This is a genomic window from Pseudomonas sp. NPDC090201, assembly GCF_044746825.1.
GTDB lineage: Bacteria > Pseudomonadota > Gammaproteobacteria > Pseudomonadales > Pseudomonadaceae > Aquipseudomonas > Aquipseudomonas putida_AD.
Map to the genome: position 1 here is coordinate 50,548 of NZ_JBIVCX010000006.1, position 22,966 is coordinate 73,513.

Genomic DNA, 22,966 nt, shown 5'->3' on the forward strand with positions numbered 1-22,966 from the left:
CCTATCAGTTAACCCAGACGCGCGCGTTTCGGAACATCCGCATCCAGGCGCCATCTTCAGCCCACTCATCAGGACGCCACGAGTTGTTCACCGCGCGGAACACGCGCTCGGGGTGCGGCATCATGATGGTGACGCGACCGTCGCGGGTAGTCAGGCCGGTGATACCGCGCGGCGAGCCGTTCGGGTTGGCCGGGTAGGTTTCGGTGACCTTGCCGTGGTTGTCGACGAAACGCATCGCCACGGTGCCGGAGACGTCGGTTTCCAGCAGTGCATCGGCCGACTTGAATTCCGCATGGCCTTCGCCGTGGGCGATGGCGATCGGCATGCGCGAACCGGCCATGCCTTGCAGGAAGATCGACGCCGACTTCTGGATCTCGACCATGGCCACGCGCGCTTCGAACTGCTCGGAGCGGTTGCGTACGAAGTGCGGCCAGAACTCGCTGCCCGGGATCAGTTCGCTGAGGTTGGACATCATCTGGCAACCGTTGCACACGCCCAGGGCGAAGCTGTCGGTACGCTCGAAGAAGCCCTGGAACGCATCGCGGGCGCGGCTGTTGAACAGTGCCGACTTGGCCCAGCCTTCGCCGGCGCCGAGCACGTCACCGTAGGAGAAGCCACCGCAGGCGACCAGACCCTTGAACTCGTTCAGGTCGACACGGCCAGCGAGGATGTCGCTCATGTGCACGTCAACCGAGGCGAAGCCTGCGCGGTCGAATGCAGCGGCCATTTCGACCTGGCCGTTCACGCCCTGCTCGCGCAGGACCGCCACTTGCGGGCGAACGCCTTTCTTGATGTAAGGCGCGGCGATGTCGTCGTTGACGTCGTAGCCCAGCTTGACGCTCAGGCCCGGGTTGTCTTCTTCCAGCAGGGCGTCGAATTCCTGATCGGCGCAGTCGGCGTTGTCGCGCAGGCGCTGGATCTGGTAGCTGGTTTCGCTCCACTGGCGTTGCAGCAGGCGGCGATCACCCTTGAACAGTTGTTCGCCGTTCAGGCTGATGCTGACTTCGCTGTTGTTGACCGGCTTGCCGATCACCGCAACGCAGTCTTCACCCAGGCCCGCAGCGCTGAACTGGGCCAGCACCACCGGGGTTGCATCCTGACGCACTTGAATCACTGCACCCAGCTCTTCGTTGAAGAGGATGGCGGCGACTTTTTCGCGCTTGCCGGTCAGGGTGTCGAGTTCCAGGTTCAGACCGCAGTGGCCGGCGAAAGCCATTTCCAGCGCAGTTGCCATCAGGCCGCCGTCGGAACGGTCGTGGTAGGCCAGCAGGTGACCGTCGGCATTGAGGCCCTGGATCACGGCGAAGAACGCCTTGAGGTCTTCGGCGTCATCGACGTCCGGCGCGGCGTTGGCCAGCTTGCCGTGGGTCTGGGCGAGGATCGAGGCGCCCATGCGGTTCTGGCCGCGGCCCAGGTCGATCAGGATCAGGTCGGTTTCGCCCTTGTCCATGCGCAGTTGCGGGGTCAGGGTCTTGCGAATGTCGGTGACGGGCGCAAAGCCGGTGACGATCAGCGACAGCGGCGATGTGACGGTTTTTTCCGCGCCTTCTTCGTTCCAGCGGGTCTTCATGGACATGGAGTCCTTGCCCACCGGAATGGTGATACCCAGCTCAGGGCACAGCTCCATGCCGACCGCTTTCACGGTGTCGTACAGACGCGCGTCTTCGCCCGGGTGACCGGCTGCGGACATCCAGTTGGCCGACAGCTTGATGTCGGAAATCTTCGCGATGCTCGACGCTGCGATGTTGGTCAGGGTTTCGCCAATCGCCATGCGGCCGGACGCCGGAGCATCCAGCAGGGCCAGCGGCGTGCGCTCGCCCATCGCCATGGCTTCACCGGTGTAGACGTCGAAGCTGGTCGCGGTGACCGCAACGTCAGCCACCGGCACCTGCCATGGGCCGACCATCTGGTCGCGGTTGACCAGGCCTGTGATGCTGCGGTCGCCGATGGTGATGAGGAAGTTCTTGCTCGCCACCGCCGGGTGACGCAGCACGCGCTGAACGCTGTCTTCCAGGCTCAGGGTGCTCGGATCGAAATCGTCGCCCAGTTCGGCTTCGCGAGTGGCCGAACGGTGCATGCGCGGGGCTTTGCCCAGCAGCACTTCGAGCGGCATATCCACCGGGCTGTTGCCGAAGTGGCTGTCGGTCACGGTCAGTTGCGGCTCTTCGGTGGCTTCACCGACCACGGCAAACGGGCAGCGCTCGCGCTCACAGATGGCTTTGAAGCGTTCGAAGTCAGGGGCGCTGACGGCCAGAACGTAACGTTCCTGGGACTCGTTGCTCCAGATTTCCAGCGGCGCCATGCCAGGCTCGTCGTTCGGCACGTTGCGCAGTTCGAAACGACCGCCACGGCCGCCGTCGTTGACCAGCTCAGGGAAGGCGTTGGACAGACCGCCCGCGCCCACGTCGTGGATGAAGGCGATCGGGTTCTTGTCGCCCAGCTGCCAGCAGCGGTCGATCACTTCCTGGCAACGACGCTCCATTTCAGGGTTTTCACGCTGGACCGATGCGAAGTCCAGGTCCGCCGAGCTGTCGCCGGTGGCCATGGAGGATGCCGCGCCGCCGCCCAGGCCGATCAGCATTGCCGGGCCGCCGAGCACGATCAGCTTGGCGCCAACGGTGATCTCGCCTTTCTGCACGTGCTCTGCACGGATGTTGCCCATGCCACCGGCCAGCATGATCGGCTTGTGGTAGCCACGGACTTCTTCGCCGTGCGGGGTGTTGATCGACTGCTCGAAGGTACGGAAGTAGCCGGTAAGGGCCGGACGACCGAATTCGTTGTTGAACGCAGCGCCGCCCAGCGGGCCTTCGATCATGATGTCCAGCGGGGTGACGATACGCTCGGGTTTGCCGTATGGCTTCTCCCAAGGCTGTACGAAACCCGGAATGTTCAGGTTGGAAACGGTGAAGCCGGTCAGGCCAGCCTTAGGCTTGGCGCCACGACCGGTTGCGCCTTCGTCGCGAATCTCGCCGCCGGAGCCGGTGGAGGCGCCAGGGAACGGAGCGATGGCGGTCGGGTGGTTGTGCGTCTCGACCTTCATCAGGATGTGCACCGGCTCCTGCACCGCGCCGTACTGGCGGGTTTCAGGGTTCGGGAAGAAGCGGCCGGCGACGCTACCGACGATGACCGAAGCGTTGTCCTTGTAAGCGGACAGCACGCCTTCGTTGTGCATCTGGTAGGTGTTCTTGATCATGCCGAACAGGCTTTTTTCCTGGCTCTGGCCGTCGATGTCCCAACTGGCGTTGAAAATCTTGTGGCGGCAGTGCTCGGAGTTGGCCTGGGCGAACATCATCAGTTCGATGTCGTGCGGGTTGCGCTTCAAACCGATGAATGCATTGACCAGGTAGTCGATCTCGTCATCGGCCAGGGCCAGACCCAGTTCGACGTTGGCTTTTTCCAGCGCGGCGCGACCGCCACCCAGCACGTCCACTGCGGTCAGCGGCTTGGGCTCGGCATGGCTGAACAGACTGGCAGCGTCTTCCAGCTTGCCCAGCACAAGCTGGGTCATGCGGTCGTGCAGGCTGTCGTTGATCAGTTGCGCTTCGGCGTCGCTGAACTGGCCTTCTACATAGAAGGCAATGCCGCGCTCAAGACGCTGGATCTTGGTCAGGCTGCAGTTGCGGGCGATGTCGGTGGCCTTGCTCGACCAAGGCGAAATGGTGCCGAAACGCGGCAGCACCAGGAACAGACGACCGCGAGGCTCTTGAACCGGCACGCTCGGGCCGTATTTCAAGAGACGGGCAAGCACTTGCTGCTCGTCTTCGGTCAGCGCGCTGGTGACCTCGGCGAAGTGGGCGAATTCAGCGTACAGGCCACTGACAGCCGGAACTTTTTCGTTCAGCTGCTCAAGTAATTTCTTGTGGCGGAAGGCGGAAAGAGCGGGAGCACCACGCAGGATCAACATCGTCGGGACAGCCTCAGGGAAGGGGGTGTGCTTTGAGGCCCCGCATTCTAGCCTAAACCGTCACTTTCAGCACCCGAAACCATGGGCCGGACGCACCCGAATATCGGGGTTTGCCGTTTGCCGTGCCGAATTGGTAAAAAATCCTACTGCTCTATCAGACGCAATCATCGCTGTCGAGATATGGCGGCAACGGCGCTTTGCGTATACTGCACCGATGTTTTCCCCATCGGATTTCCGCCCACGCTGCGCCAAGTGGCTCATCGCAACCGGAATCTTCCTGCTGCTCGGTGCCTGTGTTGAAAAACCCAACACACTGGAACGAGTCAAGGAGGATGGCGTCCTGCGCGTTGTCACTCGCAACAGCCCGGCCACTTATTTCCAGGATCGCAACGGTGAAACCGGTTTCGAATACGAACTGGTCAAGCGCTTCGCCGACGATCTGGGCGTCGAACTGAAGATCGAAACCGCTGACAACCTGGACGACCTCTTCGACCAGATGAACAAACCCGGCGGCCCGGTACTGGCGGCAGCGGGCCTTGTCAGCACCGAGAACCGCGCCAAACAGGTGCGCTTCTCCCATTCGTATCTGGAAGTGACGCCGCAGGTCATCTACCGCAATGGCCAGAACCGCCCGACCGACCCTGGCGATCTGGTGGGCAAGAAAATCCTCGTGCTCAAGGGCAGCAGCCACGCCGAGCAGCTGGCGGCCCTGAAAGTGAAGTACCCCGGCATCAACTATGAAGAGTCCGATCAGGTCGAAGTGGTCGATCTGCTGCGGATGGTCGATGAAGGGCAGATCGATCTGACCCTAGTGGATTCCAACGAACTGGCGATGAACCAGGTGTATTTCCCGAACGTACGCGTGGCGTTCGACCTGGGCGATGGCCGCGATCAACGCTGGGCCGTGGCGCTGGGCGACGACAACAGCCTGCTCAACGAGATCAACACCTTCCTCGACAAGATGCAGAAGAACGGCATGCTGCAGCGGCTCAAGGACCGCTATTACGGGCATGTGGACGTTCTGGGGTATGTCGGCGCCTATACCTTTGCCCAGCATCTGCAGGAACGTCTGCCCAAATACGAGAAGCATTTCCAGGCCGCCGCCAAGCAGGAGCAGGTCGATTGGCGCCTGCTGGCCGCCATCGGTTACCAGGAATCACTCTGGCAACCGGCCGTGACCTCCAAGACCGGCGTGCGTGGCCTGATGATGCTGACCCAGAGCACCGCGCAGGCCATGGGCGTGTCCAACCGGCTGGACGCCAAGCAAAGCATCCAGGGTGGCGCCAAGTATTTTGCCTACGTGAAAGAGCAACTGGACGACTCGATTCAGGAGCCTGATCGCACCTGGCTTGCGCTGGCGTCCTACAACATCGGCACCGGCCACCTCGATGACGCCCGCAAGCTGGCTGAAAACGAAGGCCTGAACCCGAACAAATGGCTGGACGTGAAAAAGATGCTGCCGCGTCTTTCCCAGAAGAAGTGGTACAGCAAGACCCGCTACGGCTACGCCCGTGGCGGTGAGCCGGTCAGCTTCGTGGCCAACATCCGCCGCTACTACGACATTTTGACCTGGGTGACCCAGCCGCAGCTCGAAGGCAGCCAGGTGGCCGAAGGCGCCCTGCACGTGCCGGGCGTCGACAAGACCAAGCCGCCGGAAGACAAGGCACCTCTCTAGAATCTGCAAATGCCCTGGAGGAGCGCGCTTGCCCGCGACTGCGGTGGGTCAGTCAATGCAGCGGTGTCTGGATGAACGCCGTCGCGGGCAAGCGCGCTCCTACAGGGACGGTGTTTGATGCGCCACCTGAGGTGATCCCTCAGCCCTTCGCCCGTCTCATCCTGAAAAACTCACTCAGTATCGTCCCGCACTCCTCCCCCAGCACGCCGCCCTCGAACAGCACCCGATGGTTGAGAAACGGCTGGGTAAAGAACTGCCCCTGACTCTGCACCACGCCGGCCTTGGGCTCGGTAGCGCCATACACCACCCGGCCAATACGCGAATGCACGATCAGCCCCGCGCACATGCTGCACGGCTCCAGCGTCACGTACAGCGTACTGCCCGGCAGACGGTAATTGCTCAGCGCCTGGGCGGCGTCGCGAATGGCGACCATTTCTGCATGGGCGCTGGGATCATTGCCGCTGATGGGACAGTTGTAGCCCCGCCCGACGATGACGCCATCGTGCACCACTACCGCGCCCACCGGCACCTCGCCCAGCATCGCCCCTTCGGCGGCCAGGGCCAGGGCCTCGCGCATGAAATGCTGATCGCGGCTGCGATCAATGATTTGCGGCTGCCGCATTAAGAAACCTCGATAGCTGCCATAAGACCGGTCTCCATGTGATCGATCACATGGCAGTGGAACATCCACACGCCGGGATTATCCGCTACCAGCGCCACCCGTGCGCGCTCGTTTCGTCCTAACAGATAGGTGTCGGTGAAATAAGGGATCACCTCTTTGCGATTCGACGCGATCACCTTGAAGCTCATGCCGTGCAGGTGAATGGGGTGCTGATACTGAGTCATGTTCTTCAGTTCGAAGATGTAACTCTTGCCCTTTTCAAGCCTGGCGATGGGCCGGTCGGCGCAGGTCTTGTCGGTGATGTCCCAGGCCTGGCCGTTGATCTGCCACAGGCTCGGCGGCTTGCCGTTATCGGTATTGACCGACACCGCGCCCGCCCATTCGAAATTGAAATTCAGCTTCTCGGCGTTGGCCAGATCAGGCTCGGCCACCGGGTTAGCGGGCAACTCAGGCGGCCAGTCAGTGGCTGCGTCGTTGTTGGCGACAGAACGGAAAGTGCCCAGCCGCACCGGGCCGTTGCGCAATGACAACTCCTCACCCGCCGCCGGCGCCTTGATCGCCAGACAGATGCGCATCCCCGGCCCCAGCCAGTAATCCTTGCCCAGCGGGCGCGGCTTGACCGGGTTGCCGTCCAGCGCATAGATCATCGCTTCGGCATCCGGCAGGTTAAGCCGATAGGTCACGGTATTGTCGAGGTTGAGAATCCGCACCCGGGTGATCTGCCCGGCGGGCAATTCGATCACGCCCTGGGGCACGCCATTGATGGTCGACAACCGCCCCGCCGTGCCCTCACGCGCGGCTTCCCGGGTGATGCTGAACTCGGTAAACGCGCCCTGCTCGTCCACGTGCCAGCTCTTGAGGCTCACCGTGCGCTCATGCAGGAAACCCGTAGGCTCGCGCTCCTCGACAATCAAAGGCCCCACCAGCCCACGCCCCAGTTCCTCACTGCTGCTGACGTGGGGGTGATACCAATAGCTGCCCGCATCCGGAACGCGGAATTTGTAATCGAAATACTCGCCCGGCTTGACCGGCAACTGCGAGACGTAGGGCACACCGTCCATCTCCAGCGGCAGACGAATGCCATGCCAATGAATGGTCGTCTCCACCGGCAGGTGATTGATGAACCGCACCCGCAACCAGTCGCCCTGACGCACCCGCAGCTCCGTGCCCGGGGCCGATCCGCCAAACGCCCAGGCAGGCGTCTGATGCCCGCTCACCAACTCCACATCAAGCGGTGCCGCGATCAATTCGTAATCATGCCCCTCCCCCGGCCCGGTGCGACCCAGCCAGTATCGTGATGCACCACCGGCGCCCAGGCCAACAATGGCAAGACCGGCAAGGCCTCCGAGAATTTGTCGACGGGTGAAAGACATGTGAGGGACTCTGAAAGCGATGATCAACGCATATGCGAACCGGTACGAAGCGCGAACAGGATACAGGCGCATCGGCAAAACCTTAAGCGGGTGCCTGATCTCAAGCCCGACCTTGGCGTCACAAATTGTTACCTGCTCAGGCCCTACATGCGTCACGCAGGACGCTAAAGGCACGTCCAGCCAAGGCGATTCGCTCCCACCTGGCCGCGTTGCACGACCCGGACATGGTAGCAGGTGGCTGGTTCAGTCCCGAGCCTGTCAGAATGGGCGACTCATTGGTCAACTCCTCGATCGGAGGCAGTTGGCCGAGCCGATTGAAAGGTTTGGATGGAGCCGTGTCTTCAGCCATCGCCAATGGTTCCGGGGAGGCGAAGATGAACGTCAGGCTGGAGTTACTAAGAGGACGTCAAAATTGAGAGACGAATTTTTTCAGTCGCTTATCGACAACCTGGGTGAAGCAAACACCCGTCGAGAAGTGCCCGGATCAAGTATCGACAGGTACCGATCCATCTTGCCGGACGCCCTGCTGGGTTACTGGCAGAACGAGGGGTGGTGCTCTTATGCCGACGGGTTGTTCTGGATCGTCGATCCAGCGCCGCACAAGGCAACGCTTGATAGCTGGCTGCAAGGCAGCGGCCTTGAGGAAATCGATAACTACCATGTCATCGCCAGAGATGCCTTTGGTTCGCTGTATGCCTGGGGAGAGCGGTATCAGCGCAAAATCACGATTTCAAGCCTGGCAGGCGGCATCGTCGCGCTGAAAAACCAGTTACACAAACCCAACCCCCACCCAGACAGAACACTAGGGATTTTCCTTGGTTCCTCAAGCCGAGAAAGTCTCGATTTTGAAGATAATCAAGGCAAGCCCCTCTTCCAGCGTGCAGTGCAGAAACTTGGGCCCGTGGGTGAAGATGAGATGTACGCATTTGAGCCTGCACTGTGTATTGGCGGGAAGGCTGATCTAGAACATATGGTTAAAGTGGACATGCCTGTTCACCTGATGATTCTTGATCAGTTGCGGCGTTGAATAAAGCGATCAGCAGCTATAGCGGCGTGTAGGGCGCGATCTTCGACAGCATCGACGTGCTGGCCAACTTCACCGCAGCCGCAATAGCTCATTGATCGGAGTGAGTCGCTCTGAGCGTTGATGCTCTCTTGAGCTCAGCAACTGGCTGATGCTGTCAGTACCACGCGAAAGTGATTGCTAACGGAAACACTAGTGCAGTGTTCATTCGATCCCTGAACTGTTCAAAAGAAGGTCTGGATTGCCAGACCCAAAAAGCCAAAAGCCCGCAATTAAGCGGGCTCCAGGGCATTTCTTGCTAGATCGTGCCGGGCAATGCCGGACGCCCGATCATTCCCACTCAATCGTCGCCGGCGGCTTGCTCGACACGTCGTAAGTGACGCGGGAGATGCCGTCGATTTCGTTGATGATACGGCCGCTGACGGTTTCCAGCAGTTCGTATGGCAGGTGCGCCCAGCGTGCGGTCATGAAGTCGATGGTTTCGACGGCGCGCAGTGCGACGACCCAGGCGTAACGGCGGCCGTCGCCGACCACGCCAACCGACTTCACTGGCTGGAACACGACGAAGGCCTGGCTGACCTTGTGGTACCAGTCGGCCTTGCGCAGTTCTTCGATGAAGATGTGGTCGGCGCGACGCAGCAGGTCGGCGTATTCCTTCTTCACTTCACCCAGGATGCGCACGCCCAAGCCCGGGCCCGGGAACGGATGGCGGTAGACCATGTCGTACGGCAGGCCCAGTTCCAGGCCCAGACGACGGACTTCGTCCTTGAACAGTTCGCGCAGTGGCTCGACCAGTTTCAGGTTCATCTCTTCCGGCAGGCCGCCCACGTTGTGGTGCGACTTGATGACGTGAGCCTTGCCGCTCTTGGCGCCAGCGGACTCGATCACGTCAGGGTAGATGGTGCCCTGGGCCAGGTACTTGATGTTGTGCAGCTTGGTGGACTCTGCATCGAACACGTCGATGAAGGTACGGCCGATGATCTTGCGCTTCTTCTCCGGGTCGGCTTCGCCTTCCAGGTTGCTGAGGAACTGCTCTTCGGCGTTGGCGCGGATGACCTTGACGCCCATGTTCTCGGCGAACATGGCCATCACTTGCTCACCTTCGTGCAGGCGCAGCAGGCCGTTGTCGACGAAAACGCAGGTCAGCTGGTCGCCAATGGCCTTGTGCAGCAGGGCCGCGACAACCGAGGAGTCGACGCCGCCGGACAGGCCCAGCAGGACGTTGTCGGTACCGACCTGGGCGCGAACCTGGGCGATGGCGTCTTCGGCAATCTTCGAAGGGGTCCACAGTGCTTCGCAACCGCAGATGTCGAGCACGAAGCGCGACAGGATGCGACCGCCCTGCTTGGTGTGGGTCACTTCAGGGTGGAACTGCACGCCATAGTAGCCACGGGCGTCGTCGGCCATGCCGGCGATAGGGCAGCTTGGGGTGCTGGCGAGGATGTGGAATTCGGACGGCAGTTTAGTGACCTTGTCACCGTGGCTCATCCAGACGTCCAGGCCCAGCAGGCCGTCGGCGTCGACGTGGTCTTCGATGCCGTCGAGCAGGCGGCTCTTGCCGACCACGTCGACACGGGCGTAACCGAACTCACGCAGCTCGGAGCCTTCGACCTTGCCGCCCAGCTGCTCGGCCATGGTCTGCATGCCGTAGCAGATACCGAAAACCGGAACGCCCAGGTCAAACACGGCTTGCGGGCAGCGCGGGCTGTTGGCTTCGTGTACGGACTCGGGACCACCGGCGAGGATGACGCCTTTGGGAGCGAATTCGCGAATCGCTTCGTCGTCCATGTCGAAAGGGTGCAGCTCACAGTAGACACCGATCTCGCGAACGCGACGGGCGATCAGTTGGGTGTACTGGGAACCGAAGTCCAGGATCAGGATGCGGTGGGCGTGAATGTCGAGGGCCATGAGTCATTCTCGTCGAAAATCAGAAACAAGACGGGGCTGTAATGAACAGCCCCGCTACAGAATTCCAGAAATACGCCTGAAAGATCAGGCGTATTTCAGATCAACCTACGCGATAGTTCGGCGCTTCCTTGGTGATCTGTACGTCGTGGACGTGGGATTCGGCCATGCCGGCGCCGGTGATGCGGACGAATTCAGGCTTGGTGCGCATTTCCTGAATGTCGGCGCTGCCGGTGTAGCCCATGGAAGAACGCAGGCCGCCCATCAGTTGATGGATGATGGCAGACAGCGAACCCTTGTAGGCGACACGGCCTTCGATGCCTTCCGGCACCAGCTTCTCGGCACCTGCCGACGAATCCTGGAAGTAACGGTCCGAGGAGCCTTGCGCCTGGGACATCGCACCCAGCGAACCCATGCCGCGGTAAGCCTTGTAGGAACGGCCCTGGAACAGCTCGATCTCGCCCGGTGCTTCTTCGGTACCGGCGAACATCGAACCCATCATCACGCACGAGGCGCCGGCCACGATGGCCTTGGACAGGTCACCGGAGAAACGGATGCCGCCATCGGCGATCAGGGGAACGTCGGTGCCTTCCAGTGCAGCGGCCACGTTGGCGACGGCGCTGATCTGCGGCACGCCGACACCGGCAACGATGCGGGTGGTGCAGATGGAGCCTGGGCCGATACCGACTTTGACGCCGTCAGCGCCGGCTTCGACCAGTGCGCGAGCGGCAGCGCCGGTGGCGATGTTGCCGCCGATGACCTGCACTTCAGGGAAGTTCTGCTTGACCCAGCGAACGCGGTCGATCACGCCTTTGGAGTGGCCGTGGGCGGTGTCGACGACGATGACGTCAACGCCGGCTGCGACCAGGGCGGTGACGCGCTCGCCGGTGTCTTTACCGGTGCCGACGGCAGCGCCGACGCGCAGACGACCTTGATCGTCCTTGCTGGCCAGCGGGTAGGCCTTGGCTTTTTCGATGTCCTTGACGGTCATCATGCCCTTGAGCGCGAACTTGCCGTCGACGATCAGGACTTTTTCAAGGCGATGCTTGTGCAGCAGCTCGCGCACTTCGTTCTTGTCGGCGCCTTCGCGGACAGTGACCAGGCGCTCTTTAGGCGTCATCACTTCGCGGACAGGCACGTCCAGACGGTTTTCGAAACGCACGTCACGGGAGGTCACGATGCCGACGAGTTCGCCGTCATGCAGGACCGGTACGCCGGAAATGTTGTGCAGACGGGTCAGTTCGAACAGGTCACGAACCGTTGCATCCGCCTCGATGGTGATAGGATCCTTGACCACACCCGCTTCGAACTTCTTGACCTTGCGCACTTCGGCAGCTTGCTGCTCGACGGTCATGTTCTTGTGGATGATGCCGATGCCGCCTTCCTGAGCCATGGCGATTGCCAGACGGGCTTCAGTGACGGTGTCCATAGCGGCGGAAACGAGGGGGATGTTCAGTTCGATGCCACGGGTCAATCGGGTTTTCAGACTGACTTCGTTGGGAAGCACCTCGGAATAACCGGGCACAAGGAGAATGTCGTCGAATGTAAGGGCTTCTTGGCTGATACGCAGCATCGCTGGGCTCCCGAGCGGGAAAATGGAAGCGCGCCATTATACCCAGACACCTGCCCTTGCTCAATGTAAAGATCAGGCAATTTGATAATGTTCTTGATAGTTGCTCGCTATCGACCGAAAACCTGTCTACAGACGGACTTTGACCCACGACACCGGGCGATCCAGCCGCTCGGCGAATTCTTCGAGAAACGCCGGTTTGAAGCCTGCATCCAGCCAGTTATTGAAGATGAAGCCCAGGTTGGAGAAGCCGCAGGGGTCGAGAAACAGAAAGCCGTTGATGTCGTCTTCGAAGCGACACTCGGGGCACATGAAGTTGTCGGTGTGCTTAGGGGTCCATTCTTCGAGGCTGTCAAACAGCGCTTCGCCGATCTCGCGCCGGCACTCCGGGCACCCCGCCTCCTCCTTGAACCCCTGCTGCGGGGTGTAGATGCAGCGCTTGAGCACGATCTCCAGCCCGTTGATGGCCTGGCCATAGGGCAGCGCGTCGGGATTCTCGACAAAACGCCGAGCGCCGGGGGCAATCGCGTAGGCCATGCGATTGAAGCTGCGCCCACAGGTGGTCAGCGACTCTTCAACCACGTCCAGCTTCACCAGCCAGCGCAGGATCGCCCGGGCCTTGGCTTCGTGGGCCGGAAAGCTGGAGATTTGCGGGACGATGATGCTCTGGGTGTTCATGACGGGCCTGCCACTGACATTGAATCGGGGCGCGCAGCTTAATGCCCGCGCCGGTCACGTCAAGTATTGACCTTAACCGGCCAGGTAGCGACCGATCAGGGTGATGCCGCTGATGAGCACCATCCAGGTCACCAAGCGCACGAACATCTCCCGCGACATGCGCATGACCAGATGCCGCCCCACCCACGAGCCGACGATCATCGCCGGTAACAGACAGACCGCCAGCACCAGCAGGGACATCTGCGCGTAAACGCCAGTGATCACGAACAGGCTAAGACGCACGATGGTGCTGCAACTGATGAGCGCGTTCTGCGTGGCGCGGGCCTGGACCTTGTCGGTCAGCCGGCCGTTGAGGTAGATCGCGTAGAGAAAGCCGCCGCTGCCGAACAGCGCGCCGAACAGCCCGCCCGTGGTACCCATGGGAATCGACCATGCGGCAGACAACTGGGTCGGACGCACTTTCACGGCCAGGCTGTAGACCGAATAACCGATCAGAAACAGGCCCATCATTAATAGAAGGACGTCGGATTTGAGGTTGAGCAGAAACAGCACGCCCAGGGTGCAGCCGACCGCCATGCACGGCACCATGCGAAACAGCTCTGAGCGCACCACCGATTGCCGCGACGGCAGCAGGTGGCTGAATGCGGCGAGAAAATCCAGCATCACCAGCAGGGGGATGATCCGCGACAGCGGCATGAAGTGGATCAGCACCGGGCCTGCGACCAGCGCCGTGCCGAAGCCTGCGATGGCGAAGACCAGGTAAGCGGCGATGACGCCGGCTTCGATGAACAGCCAGTCGGTCGGGGTCAGGCCCAATTGGTCGAAGGCGACCGAAAGGTCGTTGAGCGCGGCGAGCATTGTTTCCTCCTTGGAAGGGGTACGGTGCGGGGAGGATAATATAGGAGCGCGCTTGGTCTGGGCCGCATGCGGACGATTGCGGTGTGACATTGACGGCGTTGAACCTGACACACCGCAATCGCGGGCAAGCGCGCTCCTACACGGGCAAAAGCGTGACAACGGTGGTGGGCTAGCCCGCAATGCCTTTATCATGCCTGCCATGATCAAAGACCCCTTCGCAAGACTCGGCCTTGACCGGGAAGTCCTCACTGTCAGCCAGCTCAACGGCCGTGCGCGCGTGCTGCTGGAAGATGTGTTTTCGAACATCTGGGTCGAGGGCGAGATCTCCAACCTGTCGCGCCCGGCCTCGGGCCACGTCTACTTCACCCTCAAGGACAGCGGTGCCCAAGTGCGTTGCGCGCTGTTTCGCAGCAATGCGGCGCGGGTTCGGCAGGTGCTCAAGGACGGCCTGGCGGTCAAAGTGCGCGGCAAGGTTTCGCTGTTCGAAGGGCGCGGCGATTACCAGCTGATTCTCGACACCGTGGAGCCCGCCGGCGATGGCGCGTTGCGGATGGCGTTCGATGCCCTGAAGGACAAGCTCAACGCCGAAGGGCTGTTCAGCGCCGAACGCAAGGTCGCCCTGCCCCTGCATCCGCAGCGCATCGGCATCATCAGTTCGCCCACGGGCGCGGTGATCCGCGACATCATCAGCGTGTTCCGCCGCCGTGCGCCGCAGGTCGAGCTGACCCTGATCCCCACCGCCGTGCAAGGCCGCGAGGCGATTGCCCAGATCGTGCGCGCGCTCAAGCTCGCCGATGCCCGAGGCTTCGATGCGCTGATTCTGGCCCGTGGCGGCGGTTCGCTGGAAGATCTGTGGTGCTTCAACGAAGAGGCCGTGGCCCGCGCCATCGATGCCTGCGTGACGCCCATCGTCAGCGCGGTCGGACACGAAACCGATGTCTCGATCAGTGATTTCGTGGCCGACGTGCGCGCCCCCACGCCCTCGGCCGCCGCCGAACTGCTGGCCCCGGATTCCAGCGACCTGCATCGGCGCGTCGACAGTTTGCAACGGCGCCTGGTCAGCCGCATGCAGGATCGTCTGATGCGCGAGAAGCTGCGGCTGGACGGCATCTCCCGCCGCCTGCGCCATCCCGGCGAGCGTCTGCGTCAGCGTGCCCAGCGTCTGGATGATCTGGACATGCGCATGCGTCGCGCCTTCGAGCAGCAGATGCACAAACGCCAGGTGCGCATGGGCCATCTGGAGAGCCGGCTGGCCGCGCAGCACCCGGGGCGTACCCTGGCCTTCCTGCGCCAGCGCCTGGATGTGCTGGCCGAGCGCCTGCCCCGGGCCATAAAGGAAAATATCAAGACCCGCCGCCTGCAACTGCAAAGCCAGGTGCAGACGCTGAACGTGGTCAGCCCGTTGGCGACCCTTGGCCGTGGCTACAGCATTCTGCTGGATGATCGCGGCAGGGCCATTCGCTCGGCCGAACAGACGCAAACCGGGCAACGCCTGACCGCGAAGCTGGCCGAGGGCGAACTGCAAGTGCGTGTGGAAGACAACCACCTGACGCCCGTCACCCTTTCTCTTCTGGATTGATCGATGCTGCCTTTTATTTCCCGCTCTCTGGCTGGCGCTGCGCTGGCGATGTGCCTGGCGCTTCCGGCCCATGCTGACAGCTACATTTCCCGCCTGCTGAACAAGCCCGTGCCGGGTGGCGTTGCCGTGGTCGATCTGGGCACGTCGGCGCAAGCGCCCAAGGCCACGTTCCAAGGCAAACCGGTGCTGGTGGTCAAGGATCAGGACGCGCGCTGGCTGGCGATTGTCGGCATCCCGCTGAGCGTCAAACCGGGCACCTCACAGCAGGTCAGCAGCGGCGGTCGCAACCTGCCGTTCAGCGTGGGCAACAAGAAATACCCCGAGCAGCACATCACCCTGAAGAATCAGCGCCAGGTCAATCCGAATCCGGATGATCTGAAGCGTATCGAGCAGGAACTGGACGTGCAGGTTCGCGCCTATCGCAGTTTCAGCCCGGTTACGCCGAGCAACCTGTTGCTGGACAAACCGGTCGATGGCCCGCTGTCGAGCAAGTTCGGCGTGCGCCGCTTCTTCAATGGCGAAGAGCGCAACCCCCACGCAGGTCTGGACTTCGCGGTGCCGGCGGGCACGCCGATCAAATCGCCAGCAGCCGGCAAGGTGATCCTGATCGGCAATTACTTCTTCAATGGCAACACGGTGTTCGTGGATCACGGCCAGGGCTTTATCAGCATGTTCTGCCATATGTCGAAGATCGACGTAAAGGTCGGGGACGCCGTGGCTCGTGGTGGTGTGGTCGGGCGTGTGGGTTCGACGGGGCGTGCGACAGGGCCGCACATGCACTGGAACGTGAGCCTGAACGATGCGCGAGTGGATCCGGCAATTTTTATTAACGCCTTCCAGCCGTAACACCGAACTGTAGGAGCGCGCTTGCCCGCGACCGCGGTGTGTCATCCAGGATGATTAACCTGACACACTGCGGTCGCGGGCAAGCGCGCTCCTACATGATTGAGTTGCGCGGACTAAATATGTCCGGCAATAAAATCTCAATCTCACACCGAAATTCGCTAGCAGATCACCTAAAACACCCATTCTCGACATTTCCTCCCAATTTTTTCCAACTACTTGCCAGCTTTCACCCCATTGGTTACGGTTGGACCTATGAAAACCGCTCAAACCCTCATCCTGCTGCGTCAACATCGCTGCCTCAGTCTCGTCAGTGCACGACTGCCAGGTTGAATTGCGGTGCCTCGCCCCCTCTATTCGTAACAACCGGTTGGCCGCCTTCTCTCGGCCCTGAGTACAAAAAGGATTATTCACATGACCATGCTCAAAGATCCCTCGAAGAAGTACCGTCCGTTTCCTGTCATCGACCTGCCTGATCGCACCTGGCCTTCCAAGACCATCACCGAAGTGCCGATCTGGTGCAGCTCTGACCTGCGCGACGGTAACCAATCGCTGATCGAGCCAATGGACTCGGTCAAGAAACTGCGCTTCTGGAAAACCCTGGTGCAGGTGGGCGTGAAGGAAATCGAAGCCTCGTTCCCTGCGGCCTCGCAGACCGACTTCGACTTCGTGCGTACCCTGATCGAAGATGGCCACATCCCGGACGACACCACCATCCAGGTGCTGACCCAGGGCCGTGAAGACCTGATTGCCCGTACCTTCGAATCCTTGCGTGGCGCCAAGAAGGCCATCGTTCACCTGTACAACGCCACCTCCCCTTCTTTCCGTCGCATCGTGTTCAACCAGGACAAGGACGGCATCAAGGCCATCGCGGTCAACGCGGCCAAGCTGTTCGTCAAATACGCCGCCCAGCAGCCGGAAACCCAGTGGCAGTTCGAGTACTCGCCTGAAACCTTCAGCGCCACCGAACTCGATTTCGCCAAGGAAGTGTGTGACGCCGTGATCGAAGTGTGGAACGCCACGCCGCAGAACAAGGTGATCCTCAACCTGCCGGCCACCGTTGAAGTGGCGACGCCCAACATCTACGCCGACCAGATCGAGTGGTTCTGCCGCAACATCAACCGTCGTGACAGCGTCATCATCAGCCTGCACACCCACAACGACCGTGGCACCGGCGTTGCCGCGACCGAGCTGGGCCTGATGGCCGGTGCCGATCGCGTCGAAGGCTGCCTGTTCGGCAACGGCGAGCGCACCGGTAACGTCGACCTGGTGACTGTTGCCCTCAACATGTACACCCAGGGTCTGAACCCGCAACTGGACTTTTCCGACATCGACGGCGTGCGCAAGGTCGTCGAGGAGTGCAACCAGATTCCGGTTCACCCACGTCATCCGTACGTCGGTGACCTGGTTCACACCGCGTTCTCCGGCTCGCACCAGGACGCCATTCGCAAGGGCTTCACCCAGCAGAAAGAAGATGCGCTGTGGGAAGTGCCGTACCTGCCGATCGACCCGGCAGACATCGGCCGCAGCTACGAAGCGGTGATTCGTGTGAACAGCCAGTCTGGCAAGGGTGGTATCACCTACTTGCTGGAACAGGAATACGGCATCTCCCTGCCTCGTCGCATGCAGATCGAGTTCAGCCAGGTGGTTCAGGGTGAAACCGACCGTCTGGGCCTGGAAATGACTGCGCAGCAGATCTACTCGCTGTTCAAGAACGAGTACCTGCAAGCCAACAAGCCGTACGCGCTGGTCAGCCATCGCCTGCAGGAAGAGAACGGCCACAGTGCGGTGGAAGTCGAGGTCACTGGCAAAGGTGACGGCGAGAGCAACCTGCACTGGCGCGGCAAGGGCAACGGTGCGCTGGAAGCACTGGTCGCCGGCCTGCCGGTTCCGGTGGAGATCATGGACTACAACGAACACGCCATCGGTGCGGGCACCACAGCCAAGGCCGCTGCCTACATCGAGTTGCGCGTGAACGGCGACCGTGCGGTACACGGCGTGGGCATCGATGAAAACATCACTACTGCGAGCTTCAAGGCGCTGTTCAGTGCGCTGAACCGTGGTTTGATCCAGGCAGAAGTGGCCGCCAAAGCTGCCTGATGGCCGGGGGCGTTCTCAAGGACGCCCCCGCCGGCAAGCCGTGCTGCTACGGGTGTTGAGGTGGTCGATAGATCTGTGAACGCCCACATCCCGTAGCAGCCGGGCTTGCCCGCGGGGCGATCTTGAGGCGATAAAAAAGGCCCTGACGCAAACGCTTCAGGGCCTTTTTTGTGGATGCGGATCGGTCAGGCGGTAGTGTTGACGGAGCCTTTCATCAGCTCCAGCAACGACGCCTGCAACGCCATCAATTGTGACGTGGTGTTGGCAATCTGCTGCGAAATGGCCGACACCTGCGCGGCCTTGTCCTGCTCCGCCAGTTTGCTGTGCTGAATCGCCGCCAGTTGTTTCTGCTGTTCCTGGAGCCGTTTCTGCACTTCTTTGATCTGTTCCTGAATCTGCTTGATCATCTGCTCGCGCGTGGTGGTGCCCACGGTCGAAGGCTTGCTCGGCGCAACAGCTGTGCTCAGGTCAGCCGCCACCTTCACCGAGTCGTCTTTCGTGGACTCGTCATTCTTGAAGCCAGCCGTGAAAACGCTGGGATAAGCGCTCAGGCCACCGACATTGATCGTTGTCATGATGAACTCCTTTTTCAGTGCCCTTTGTATCGGCCGGCTTACAAAGAACTGAAGTCCACTGATCGAGCACGCACGAAAACACCCCACGGCGTTGGCCATGGAGTGCTTCTTCAAGCGTTCGTCAGGCGGTGGTGTTGATGCTGCCGGATTTCTGCAATTGAACCAGCGCCGCTTCCTGGGTCGCCAGGCTGGCGGTAGTAGTGGAAATCTGCCCTTGAATGGCCATTACCCGCTGGGCTTTCTCTTCATCGGAACCCTTGCTCGCCTGAGCCGCAGCCAGTTGCTGCTCCTGCTCTTGCAGGCGCTTCTCGGTTTCCTTGATCTGCTGCTCGAGCTTCTCGATGGCCTGCTCGCTTTCGCTGGAGGAATCAGAGCTTGAGCCTGCGCCGCCAGCACCGGCCGCCCCACCCGCCCCGCCCGCTGGAGAAGCGGAAGTGGTCGAGGCGGCTGCGGTGGTCGAGCTGTCAGTGTCAGTGGCGTCGGTGGTCGTGGTGTCTTTCTTGACCGCTACGGTGAAACTGCTGGTGTAGGCACTCAATGAGGATGTACTGATGGTGGTCATACCGATCTCCTGTTTTGGTACAACCGCTATCGACCGCACACCCCGCAAACTCCATGCACTTAGTGTATCTCGAATGTATCAGCGTCGAGATATGCCGGGAACCGCTGCCGGTACGCCGCCAGGCTCTCGGCAGACAGGCTGACATGGAACACGCCGTCGGCCTCGCCGATGTTCAGCAGGCTCTCGCCCTGGAAGTCCAGCACCTGGCTGTCGCCGGTGTAGGCAAAGCCTTTGCCATCCGTGCCGATGCGATTGACCGCCGCGACGTAGCACAGATTCTCGATAGCCCGGGCAGGCAACAGACGGTTCCAGTGCTGGCGACGGGCTCCCGGCCAGTTCGCGGTGTACAGCAGCAGGTCGGTGTCTTGCGAACCACGGCTCCAGACCGGGAAGCGCAGGTCGTAGCAGATCAGCGGACGAATCCGCCAGCCCTTGAGCTCGAACTGCACCTGCCTGTCACCCGGGCTGTAATGCTCATGCTCGCCAGCCATGCGGAACAGGTGGCGCTTGTCGTAATGCAGCAACTCGCCGTCCGGCCGCGCCCACAGCAGGCGATTGCGATGACTGCCGTCGGCGGCGCGAACGATCACGCTGCCGGTGACCACGGCATTGATACGCTTGGCCTGGTTGAGCAGCCATTTGGCAGTGACACCGTGCTCAGGCTCGGCCAGGGTTTCGGAATCCATGGAAAAACCGGTGGTGAACATCTCCGGCAGAATCACCAGATCAGCACCCTGGGCCTGGTCGAGCAACTCCTCGAAGTGGGCGTGGTTGGCCTTGCAGTCGTGCCAGACCAGCGTGGTCTGCACCAGGGCGATGTTCAGGTTGGGCAATTGACTCAGATCGCGCATAGTTTTTCCGCTGCCTTGAGCAACGTCTCCTCACGCTTGGGAAAGCACAGGCGAATCAGACGCTGGCCTTCGGGCGGATTCTGGTAGAACACTGAAATCGGGATGCTGGCCACGCCATGCTCGCGGGTCATCCACAGTGACATCTCGACGTCGTTGAGGTCCGGGCGGATCTTCGAATAGTCCACCAGCTGGAAGTAGGTGCCGCTGGCGCGGGTGAAGCTGAAACGCGAAGCCTCGAGGCGGTCGCAGAAGAAATCGCGCTTGGCCTGATAGAACGCAGGCAACTCCTCGACATGCTCGGGGCATGCCGCCATGAAATCCGCCAGCGCCCACTGCAAGGGCGTCACGCCACAGAAGCCGACGAACTGGTGAATCTTGCGCATCTCGGCGGTCAGCGCGGGCGGCGCCACCAGGTAGCCAGTTTTCCAGCCAGTGACGTGGTAGGTCTTGCCGAAGGAACTGACCACGAACGCACGCTGATACAGCTCATCATGGGCCAGCACACTGGCGTGTTTCACGCCATTGAACACCAGATGCTCGTACACCTCGTCGCTGACCAGATAGATATCCCGATCGCGAATCAGCGCGGCCAGCTTGTCCAGCTCGCTGCGGGTGATCAGCGCGCCGCTGGGGTTGTGCGGACTGTTGATGATAATCATGCGGGTGCGCGGGCTTAAGGCGGCGCCGAGCTTTTCCCAGTCGATGGAGAAGTCGCCGTCGGTGAGCTGGACGTGCACGCAGCGGCCACCGGCCAGTTCCACCGAAGGCTCGTAGCTGTCGTAGCTCGGATCGAAGACGATGACTTCATCACCTGGCCGCACCACGGTCTGGATGGCGCAGAAAATGGCGTGGGTCGCACCGGGGGTAATGGTGATCTCGCTGTCGAGATTGACCTGGCGGCCGTAGGAACGGGCGATCTTGGCGGCCACCTGCTCGCGCAACGCAGGCAGGCCGGCCATGGGCGCGTACTGGTTGTGGCCTTCCATCGTGTGGCGGCACAGGGCCTCACGCAGTGCGTCGGGCCCGTCGAAATCGGGAAAACCCTGGGAAAGATTGATCGCCCCGGTCTCGGCTGCAAGCTGGGACATCACGGTGAAGATGGTGGTGCCAACATTCGGTAATTTGCTGGTGATCATAGGGTTTTCCTGCTCCACACCCCACTCAAGAACGGCAGGGGAACCCGCAGGATAGCCCGAATGACAAGCACAAAAAAAGGCGCCATTGGCGCCTTTTCGAAGAAAGTCCGTTACAGAATCAGCGCTTGTCCTTGCGCTTCTTCTCGGCCTTCTTGTGGTGCGACATCAAGCGACGCTTCTTGTTGACCTGGCGGTCGGTCAGCGTGTTCTTGTTTCCTTCGTACGGGTTTTCGCCACCCTTGAACTCGATGCGGATCGGCGTACCGACCAGTTTGAGCACGCGGCGATAGGTGTTCTCAAGGTAACGAATGTACGACTTGGGCACCTTCTCGACCTGGTTGCCGTGGATCACGATCAGCGGCGGGTTCGCACCACCCAGGTGAGCGTAGCGCAACTTGATCCGGCGGCCATTGACCATCGGTGGCTGGTGCTCGCTGACGGCGTCTTCGAGAATCTGGGTCAGGCGGCTGGTCGGCCAGCGGGTGACCGCCGACTTGAACGAGGCCTGCACCGACTGGTACAGGTTGCCGACGCCGGTGCCGTGCAGCGCGGAGATGAAGTGAATGTCGGCGAAGTCGACGAAGAACAGCCGACGCTGCAGTTCGGTCTTCACGTAGTCGCGTTCGCTCGGCTCCATGCCGTCCCACTTGTTCAGCGCGATGACCAGCGCACGACCGGCCTCCAGCGCGAAGCCCAGCAGGTTCAGGTCATGGTCGACCACGCCTTCGCGGGCGTCCATGACGAAGATCACCACGTTGGCGTCCTTGATCGCCTGCAGCGTCTTGACCACCGAGAACTTCTCGACTTCCTCGTGGATCTTGCCGCGCTTGCGCACACCGGCGGTGTCGATCAGCGTGTACTTCTCGTCGTTGCGTTCGAACGGGATGTAGATGCTGTCGCGGGTGGTGCCGGGCTGGTCATAGACGATGACCCGATCTTCACCCAGCATGCGGTTGACCAGCGTGGATTTGCCCACGTTCGGACGACCGATGATGGCGATCTTGATGCCGTCTTTCTCGCCCGGGCCCGGAATGCGCTTGGCTTCCTCGCCCTCGGCGACTTCCTCTTCTTCGCCTTCTTCGACTTCGTCGGCGTCCTTGGGGAAACGGCTCAGCGCGACTTCCAGCATCTGCGTGATGCCGCGACCGTGAGCACCGGCGATCGGGATCGCGTCGCCCATGCCCAGCGGGGCGAACTCGGCGCGGGCCATGTCAGGGTCGATGTTGTCGACCTTGTTGGCGACCACGAACGAGGTCTTGTTGCGCTTGCGCAGGTGCTCGCCAATCATCTGGTCGGCAGCGGTGAAGCCGGCCTTGGCGTCCACCAGGAACAGCACGACATCGGCTTCTTCGATGGCCAGCAGCGACTGCTCGGCCATCTTTTCGTCCATGCCATGCTCGTCACCGGAGATACCGCCGGTGTCGATCACAATGTAGGAACGCCCTTGCCACTTGGCCTCACCGTACTGGCGATCGCGGGTCAGACCGGACAAGTCACCGACGATGGCGTCGCGACTCCTGGTCAGGCGGTTGAACAAGGTGGACTTGCCGACGTTCGGTCGACCCACCAGGGCGATTACGGGAACCATGCGGCTCTCCACTTCGTTATTTCAGAAAATACAAAAGCCGCTGCAAGGCAGCGGCCGGAGTTCGGGGCGGCACCCGAAGTGCCGCAAGCCCCGTCAGGCGGGGCCGCGAGGGGAACGCCGGTC

Annotated in this window: 18 protein-coding genes; 6 read left to right on the forward strand and 12 right to left on the reverse strand. The window is 61.4% G+C overall.

Annotated elements, in window-relative coordinates:
* Positions 1 to 4: 4 nt before the first annotated feature.
* A complete protein-coding gene (gene purL, locus ACIPOO_RS17910) occupies positions 5 to 3,904 on the reverse strand; it encodes a phosphoribosylformylglycinamidine synthase (RefSeq protein WP_400608757.1) in 3,900 nt (1,299 codons plus the stop codon).
* 214 nt (positions 3,905 to 4,118) lie between these two features.
* On the opposite strand from purL, the gene mltF reads away from it, so the two are divergent.
* Positions 4,119 to 5,579, forward strand: a complete 1,461-nt coding sequence (mltF, locus tag ACIPOO_RS17915; protein ID WP_400608758.1) for a membrane-bound lytic murein transglycosylase MltF — start codon at positions 4,119 to 4,121, stop codon at positions 5,577 to 5,579.
* A gap of 139 nt (positions 5,580 to 5,718) precedes the next feature.
* On the opposite strand, the gene tadA is transcribed toward mltF, so the two are convergent.
* Together tadA and ACIPOO_RS17925 are read right to left on the reverse strand one after the other, a co-directional pair.
* Positions 5,719 to 6,201, reverse strand: a complete 483-nt coding sequence (gene tadA / locus ACIPOO_RS17920) for a tRNA adenosine(34) deaminase TadA (protein ID WP_400608759.1) — start codon at positions 6,199 to 6,201, stop codon at positions 5,719 to 5,721.
* The gene (locus ACIPOO_RS17925; protein WP_400608760.1) at positions 6,201 to 7,574 is read right to left on the reverse strand and encodes a multicopper oxidase family protein; all 1,374 of its coding nucleotides are present in this window, start codon (positions 7,572 to 7,574) and stop codon (positions 6,201 to 6,203) included. The genes tadA and ACIPOO_RS17925 overlap by 1 nt, the downstream gene beginning before the upstream one ends.
* Positions 7,575 to 7,699: 125 nt before the next feature.
* Here ACIPOO_RS17925 and ACIPOO_RS17930 point away from each other — a divergent pair, with 125 nt between their 5' ends.
* The gene (locus ACIPOO_RS17930) at positions 7,700 to 7,990 is read left to right on the forward strand and encodes a polymorphic toxin type 15 domain-containing protein (protein ID WP_400608761.1); all 291 of its coding nucleotides are present in this window, start codon (positions 7,700 to 7,702) and stop codon (positions 7,988 to 7,990) included.
* Positions 7,987 to 8,601, forward strand: coding sequence for a GAD-like domain-containing protein (locus ACIPOO_RS17935; RefSeq protein ID WP_400608762.1), 615 nt, complete (start codon positions 7,987 to 7,989; stop codon positions 8,599 to 8,601). The genes ACIPOO_RS17930 and ACIPOO_RS17935 overlap by 4 nt, the downstream gene beginning before the upstream one ends.
* Positions 8,602 to 8,928: 327 nt before the next feature.
* Here the strand turns inward: ACIPOO_RS17935 and guaA are convergent, their stop codons facing one another.
* From guaA to ACIPOO_RS17955, 4 genes are all read right to left on the reverse strand, one after another.
* Positions 8,929 to 10,506 (reverse strand): glutamine-hydrolyzing GMP synthase, encoded by a 1,578-nt coding sequence (gene guaA / locus ACIPOO_RS17940; protein ID WP_274133805.1) that lies wholly within the window; start codon positions 10,504 to 10,506, stop codon positions 8,929 to 8,931.
* Positions 10,507 to 10,606: 100 nt separating this feature from the next.
* Positions 10,607 to 12,076 (reverse strand): IMP dehydrogenase, encoded by a 1,470-nt coding sequence (gene guaB, locus ACIPOO_RS17945; protein WP_274133806.1) that lies wholly within the window; start codon positions 12,074 to 12,076, stop codon positions 10,607 to 10,609.
* A 126-nt stretch (positions 12,077 to 12,202) separates the two neighbouring features.
* On the reverse strand, positions 12,203 to 12,751 hold the full coding sequence (locus tag ACIPOO_RS17950; RefSeq protein ID WP_274133807.1) for a sugar ABC transporter ATPase: 549 nt from the start codon (positions 12,749 to 12,751) through the stop codon (positions 12,203 to 12,205).
* 72 nt (positions 12,752 to 12,823) lie between these two features.
* A complete protein-coding gene (locus tag ACIPOO_RS17955; RefSeq protein WP_400608763.1) occupies positions 12,824 to 13,609 on the reverse strand; it encodes a sulfite exporter TauE/SafE family protein in 786 nt (261 codons plus the stop codon).
* Between the two features lie 199 nt (positions 13,610 to 13,808).
* Between ACIPOO_RS17955 and xseA the strand changes: the two genes are divergently transcribed.
* The 3 genes from xseA (at position 13,809) to leuA (ending at position 18,131) form a co-directional block, all read left to right on the forward strand.
* Positions 13,809 to 15,188, forward strand: coding sequence for an exodeoxyribonuclease VII large subunit (xseA, locus tag ACIPOO_RS17960; RefSeq protein ID WP_400608937.1), 1,380 nt, complete (start codon positions 13,809 to 13,811; stop codon positions 15,186 to 15,188).
* 3 nt (positions 15,189 to 15,191) lie between these two features.
* The gene (locus tag ACIPOO_RS17965) at positions 15,192 to 16,034 is read left to right on the forward strand and encodes a peptidoglycan DD-metalloendopeptidase family protein (protein ID WP_400608764.1); all 843 of its coding nucleotides are present in this window, start codon (positions 15,192 to 15,194) and stop codon (positions 16,032 to 16,034) included.
* A gap of 411 nt (positions 16,035 to 16,445) precedes the next feature.
* Positions 16,446 to 18,131, forward strand: coding sequence for a 2-isopropylmalate synthase (gene leuA / locus ACIPOO_RS17970; RefSeq protein WP_400608765.1), 1,686 nt, complete (start codon positions 16,446 to 16,448; stop codon positions 18,129 to 18,131).
* A gap of 185 nt (positions 18,132 to 18,316) precedes the next feature.
* On the opposite strand, the gene ACIPOO_RS17975 is transcribed toward leuA, so the two are convergent.
* From ACIPOO_RS17975 to der, 5 genes are all read right to left on the reverse strand, one after another.
* Entirely contained in the window at positions 18,317 to 18,805 is a 489-nt protein-coding gene (locus ACIPOO_RS17975) for a hypothetical protein (RefSeq protein WP_274134064.1), read from the reverse strand.
* A 22-nt stretch (positions 18,806 to 18,827) separates the two neighbouring features.
* Complete coding sequence (locus tag ACIPOO_RS17980; protein WP_400608766.1) at positions 18,828 to 19,268, reverse strand: hypothetical protein; 441 nt, start codon at positions 19,266 to 19,268, stop codon at positions 18,828 to 18,830.
* 59 nt (positions 19,269 to 19,327) lie between these two features.
* Positions 19,328 to 20,119, reverse strand: a complete 792-nt coding sequence (locus ACIPOO_RS17985) for an amidohydrolase (RefSeq protein WP_400608767.1) — start codon at positions 20,117 to 20,119, stop codon at positions 19,328 to 19,330.
* On the reverse strand, positions 20,107 to 21,255 hold the full coding sequence (locus ACIPOO_RS17990; protein WP_400608768.1) for a pyridoxal phosphate-dependent aminotransferase: 1,149 nt from the start codon (positions 21,253 to 21,255) through the stop codon (positions 20,107 to 20,109). The genes ACIPOO_RS17985 and ACIPOO_RS17990 overlap by 13 nt, the downstream gene beginning before the upstream one ends.
* A 118-nt stretch (positions 21,256 to 21,373) precedes the next feature.
* A complete protein-coding gene (gene der, locus ACIPOO_RS17995; RefSeq protein WP_274134060.1) occupies positions 21,374 to 22,843 on the reverse strand; it encodes a ribosome biogenesis GTPase Der in 1,470 nt (489 codons plus the stop codon).
* Between the last annotated feature and the right edge of the window lie 123 nt (positions 22,844 to 22,966).

Coding starts and splice junctions, on each gene's coding strand:
- ACIPOO_RS17950 (WP_274133807.1), bottom strand. CDS start 12,751: ATGAACACCCAGAGCATCATCGTCCCGCAAATCTCCAGCTTTCCGGCC.
- ACIPOO_RS17955 (WP_400608763.1), bottom strand. CDS start 13,609: ATGCTCGCCGCGCTCAACGACCTTTCGGTCGCCTTCGACCAATTGGGC.
- leuA (WP_400608765.1), top strand. CDS start 16,446: ATGACCATGCTCAAAGATCCCTCGAAGAAGTACCGTCCGTTTCCTGTC.
- purL (WP_400608757.1), bottom strand. CDS start 3,904: ATGTTGATCCTGCGTGGTGCTCCCGCTCTTTCCGCCTTCCGCCACAAG.
- ACIPOO_RS17925 (WP_400608760.1), bottom strand. CDS start 7,574: ATGTCTTTCACCCGTCGACAAATTCTCGGAGGCCTTGCCGGTCTTGCC.
- ACIPOO_RS17980 (WP_400608766.1), bottom strand. CDS start 19,268: ATGACCACCATCAGTACATCCTCATTGAGTGCCTACACCAGCAGTTTC.
- ACIPOO_RS17975 (WP_274134064.1), bottom strand. CDS start 18,805: ATGGCCAACGCCGTGGGGTGTTTTCGTGCGTGCTCGATCAGTGGACTT.
- ACIPOO_RS17985 (WP_400608767.1), bottom strand. CDS start 20,119: ATGCGCGATCTGAGTCAATTGCCCAACCTGAACATCGCCCTGGTGCAG.
- guaB (WP_274133806.1), bottom strand. CDS start 12,076: ATGCTGCGTATCAGCCAAGAAGCCCTTACATTCGACGACATTCTCCTT.
- der (WP_274134060.1), bottom strand. CDS start 22,843: ATGGTTCCCGTAATCGCCCTGGTGGGTCGACCGAACGTCGGCAAGTCC.
- ACIPOO_RS17965 (WP_400608764.1), top strand. CDS start 15,192: ATGCTGCCTTTTATTTCCCGCTCTCTGGCTGGCGCTGCGCTGGCGATG.
- xseA (WP_400608937.1), top strand. CDS start 13,809: ATGATCAAAGACCCCTTCGCAAGACTCGGCCTTGACCGGGAAGTCCTC.
- ACIPOO_RS17990 (WP_400608768.1), bottom strand. CDS start 21,255: ATGATCACCAGCAAATTACCGAATGTTGGCACCACCATCTTCACCGTG.
- tadA (WP_400608759.1), bottom strand. CDS start 6,201: ATGCGGCAGCCGCAAATCATTGATCGCAGCCGCGATCAGCATTTCATG.
- guaA (WP_274133805.1), bottom strand. CDS start 10,506: ATGGCCCTCGACATTCACGCCCACCGCATCCTGATCCTGGACTTCGGT.
- mltF (WP_400608758.1), top strand. CDS start 4,119: ATGTTTTCCCCATCGGATTTCCGCCCACGCTGCGCCAAGTGGCTCATC.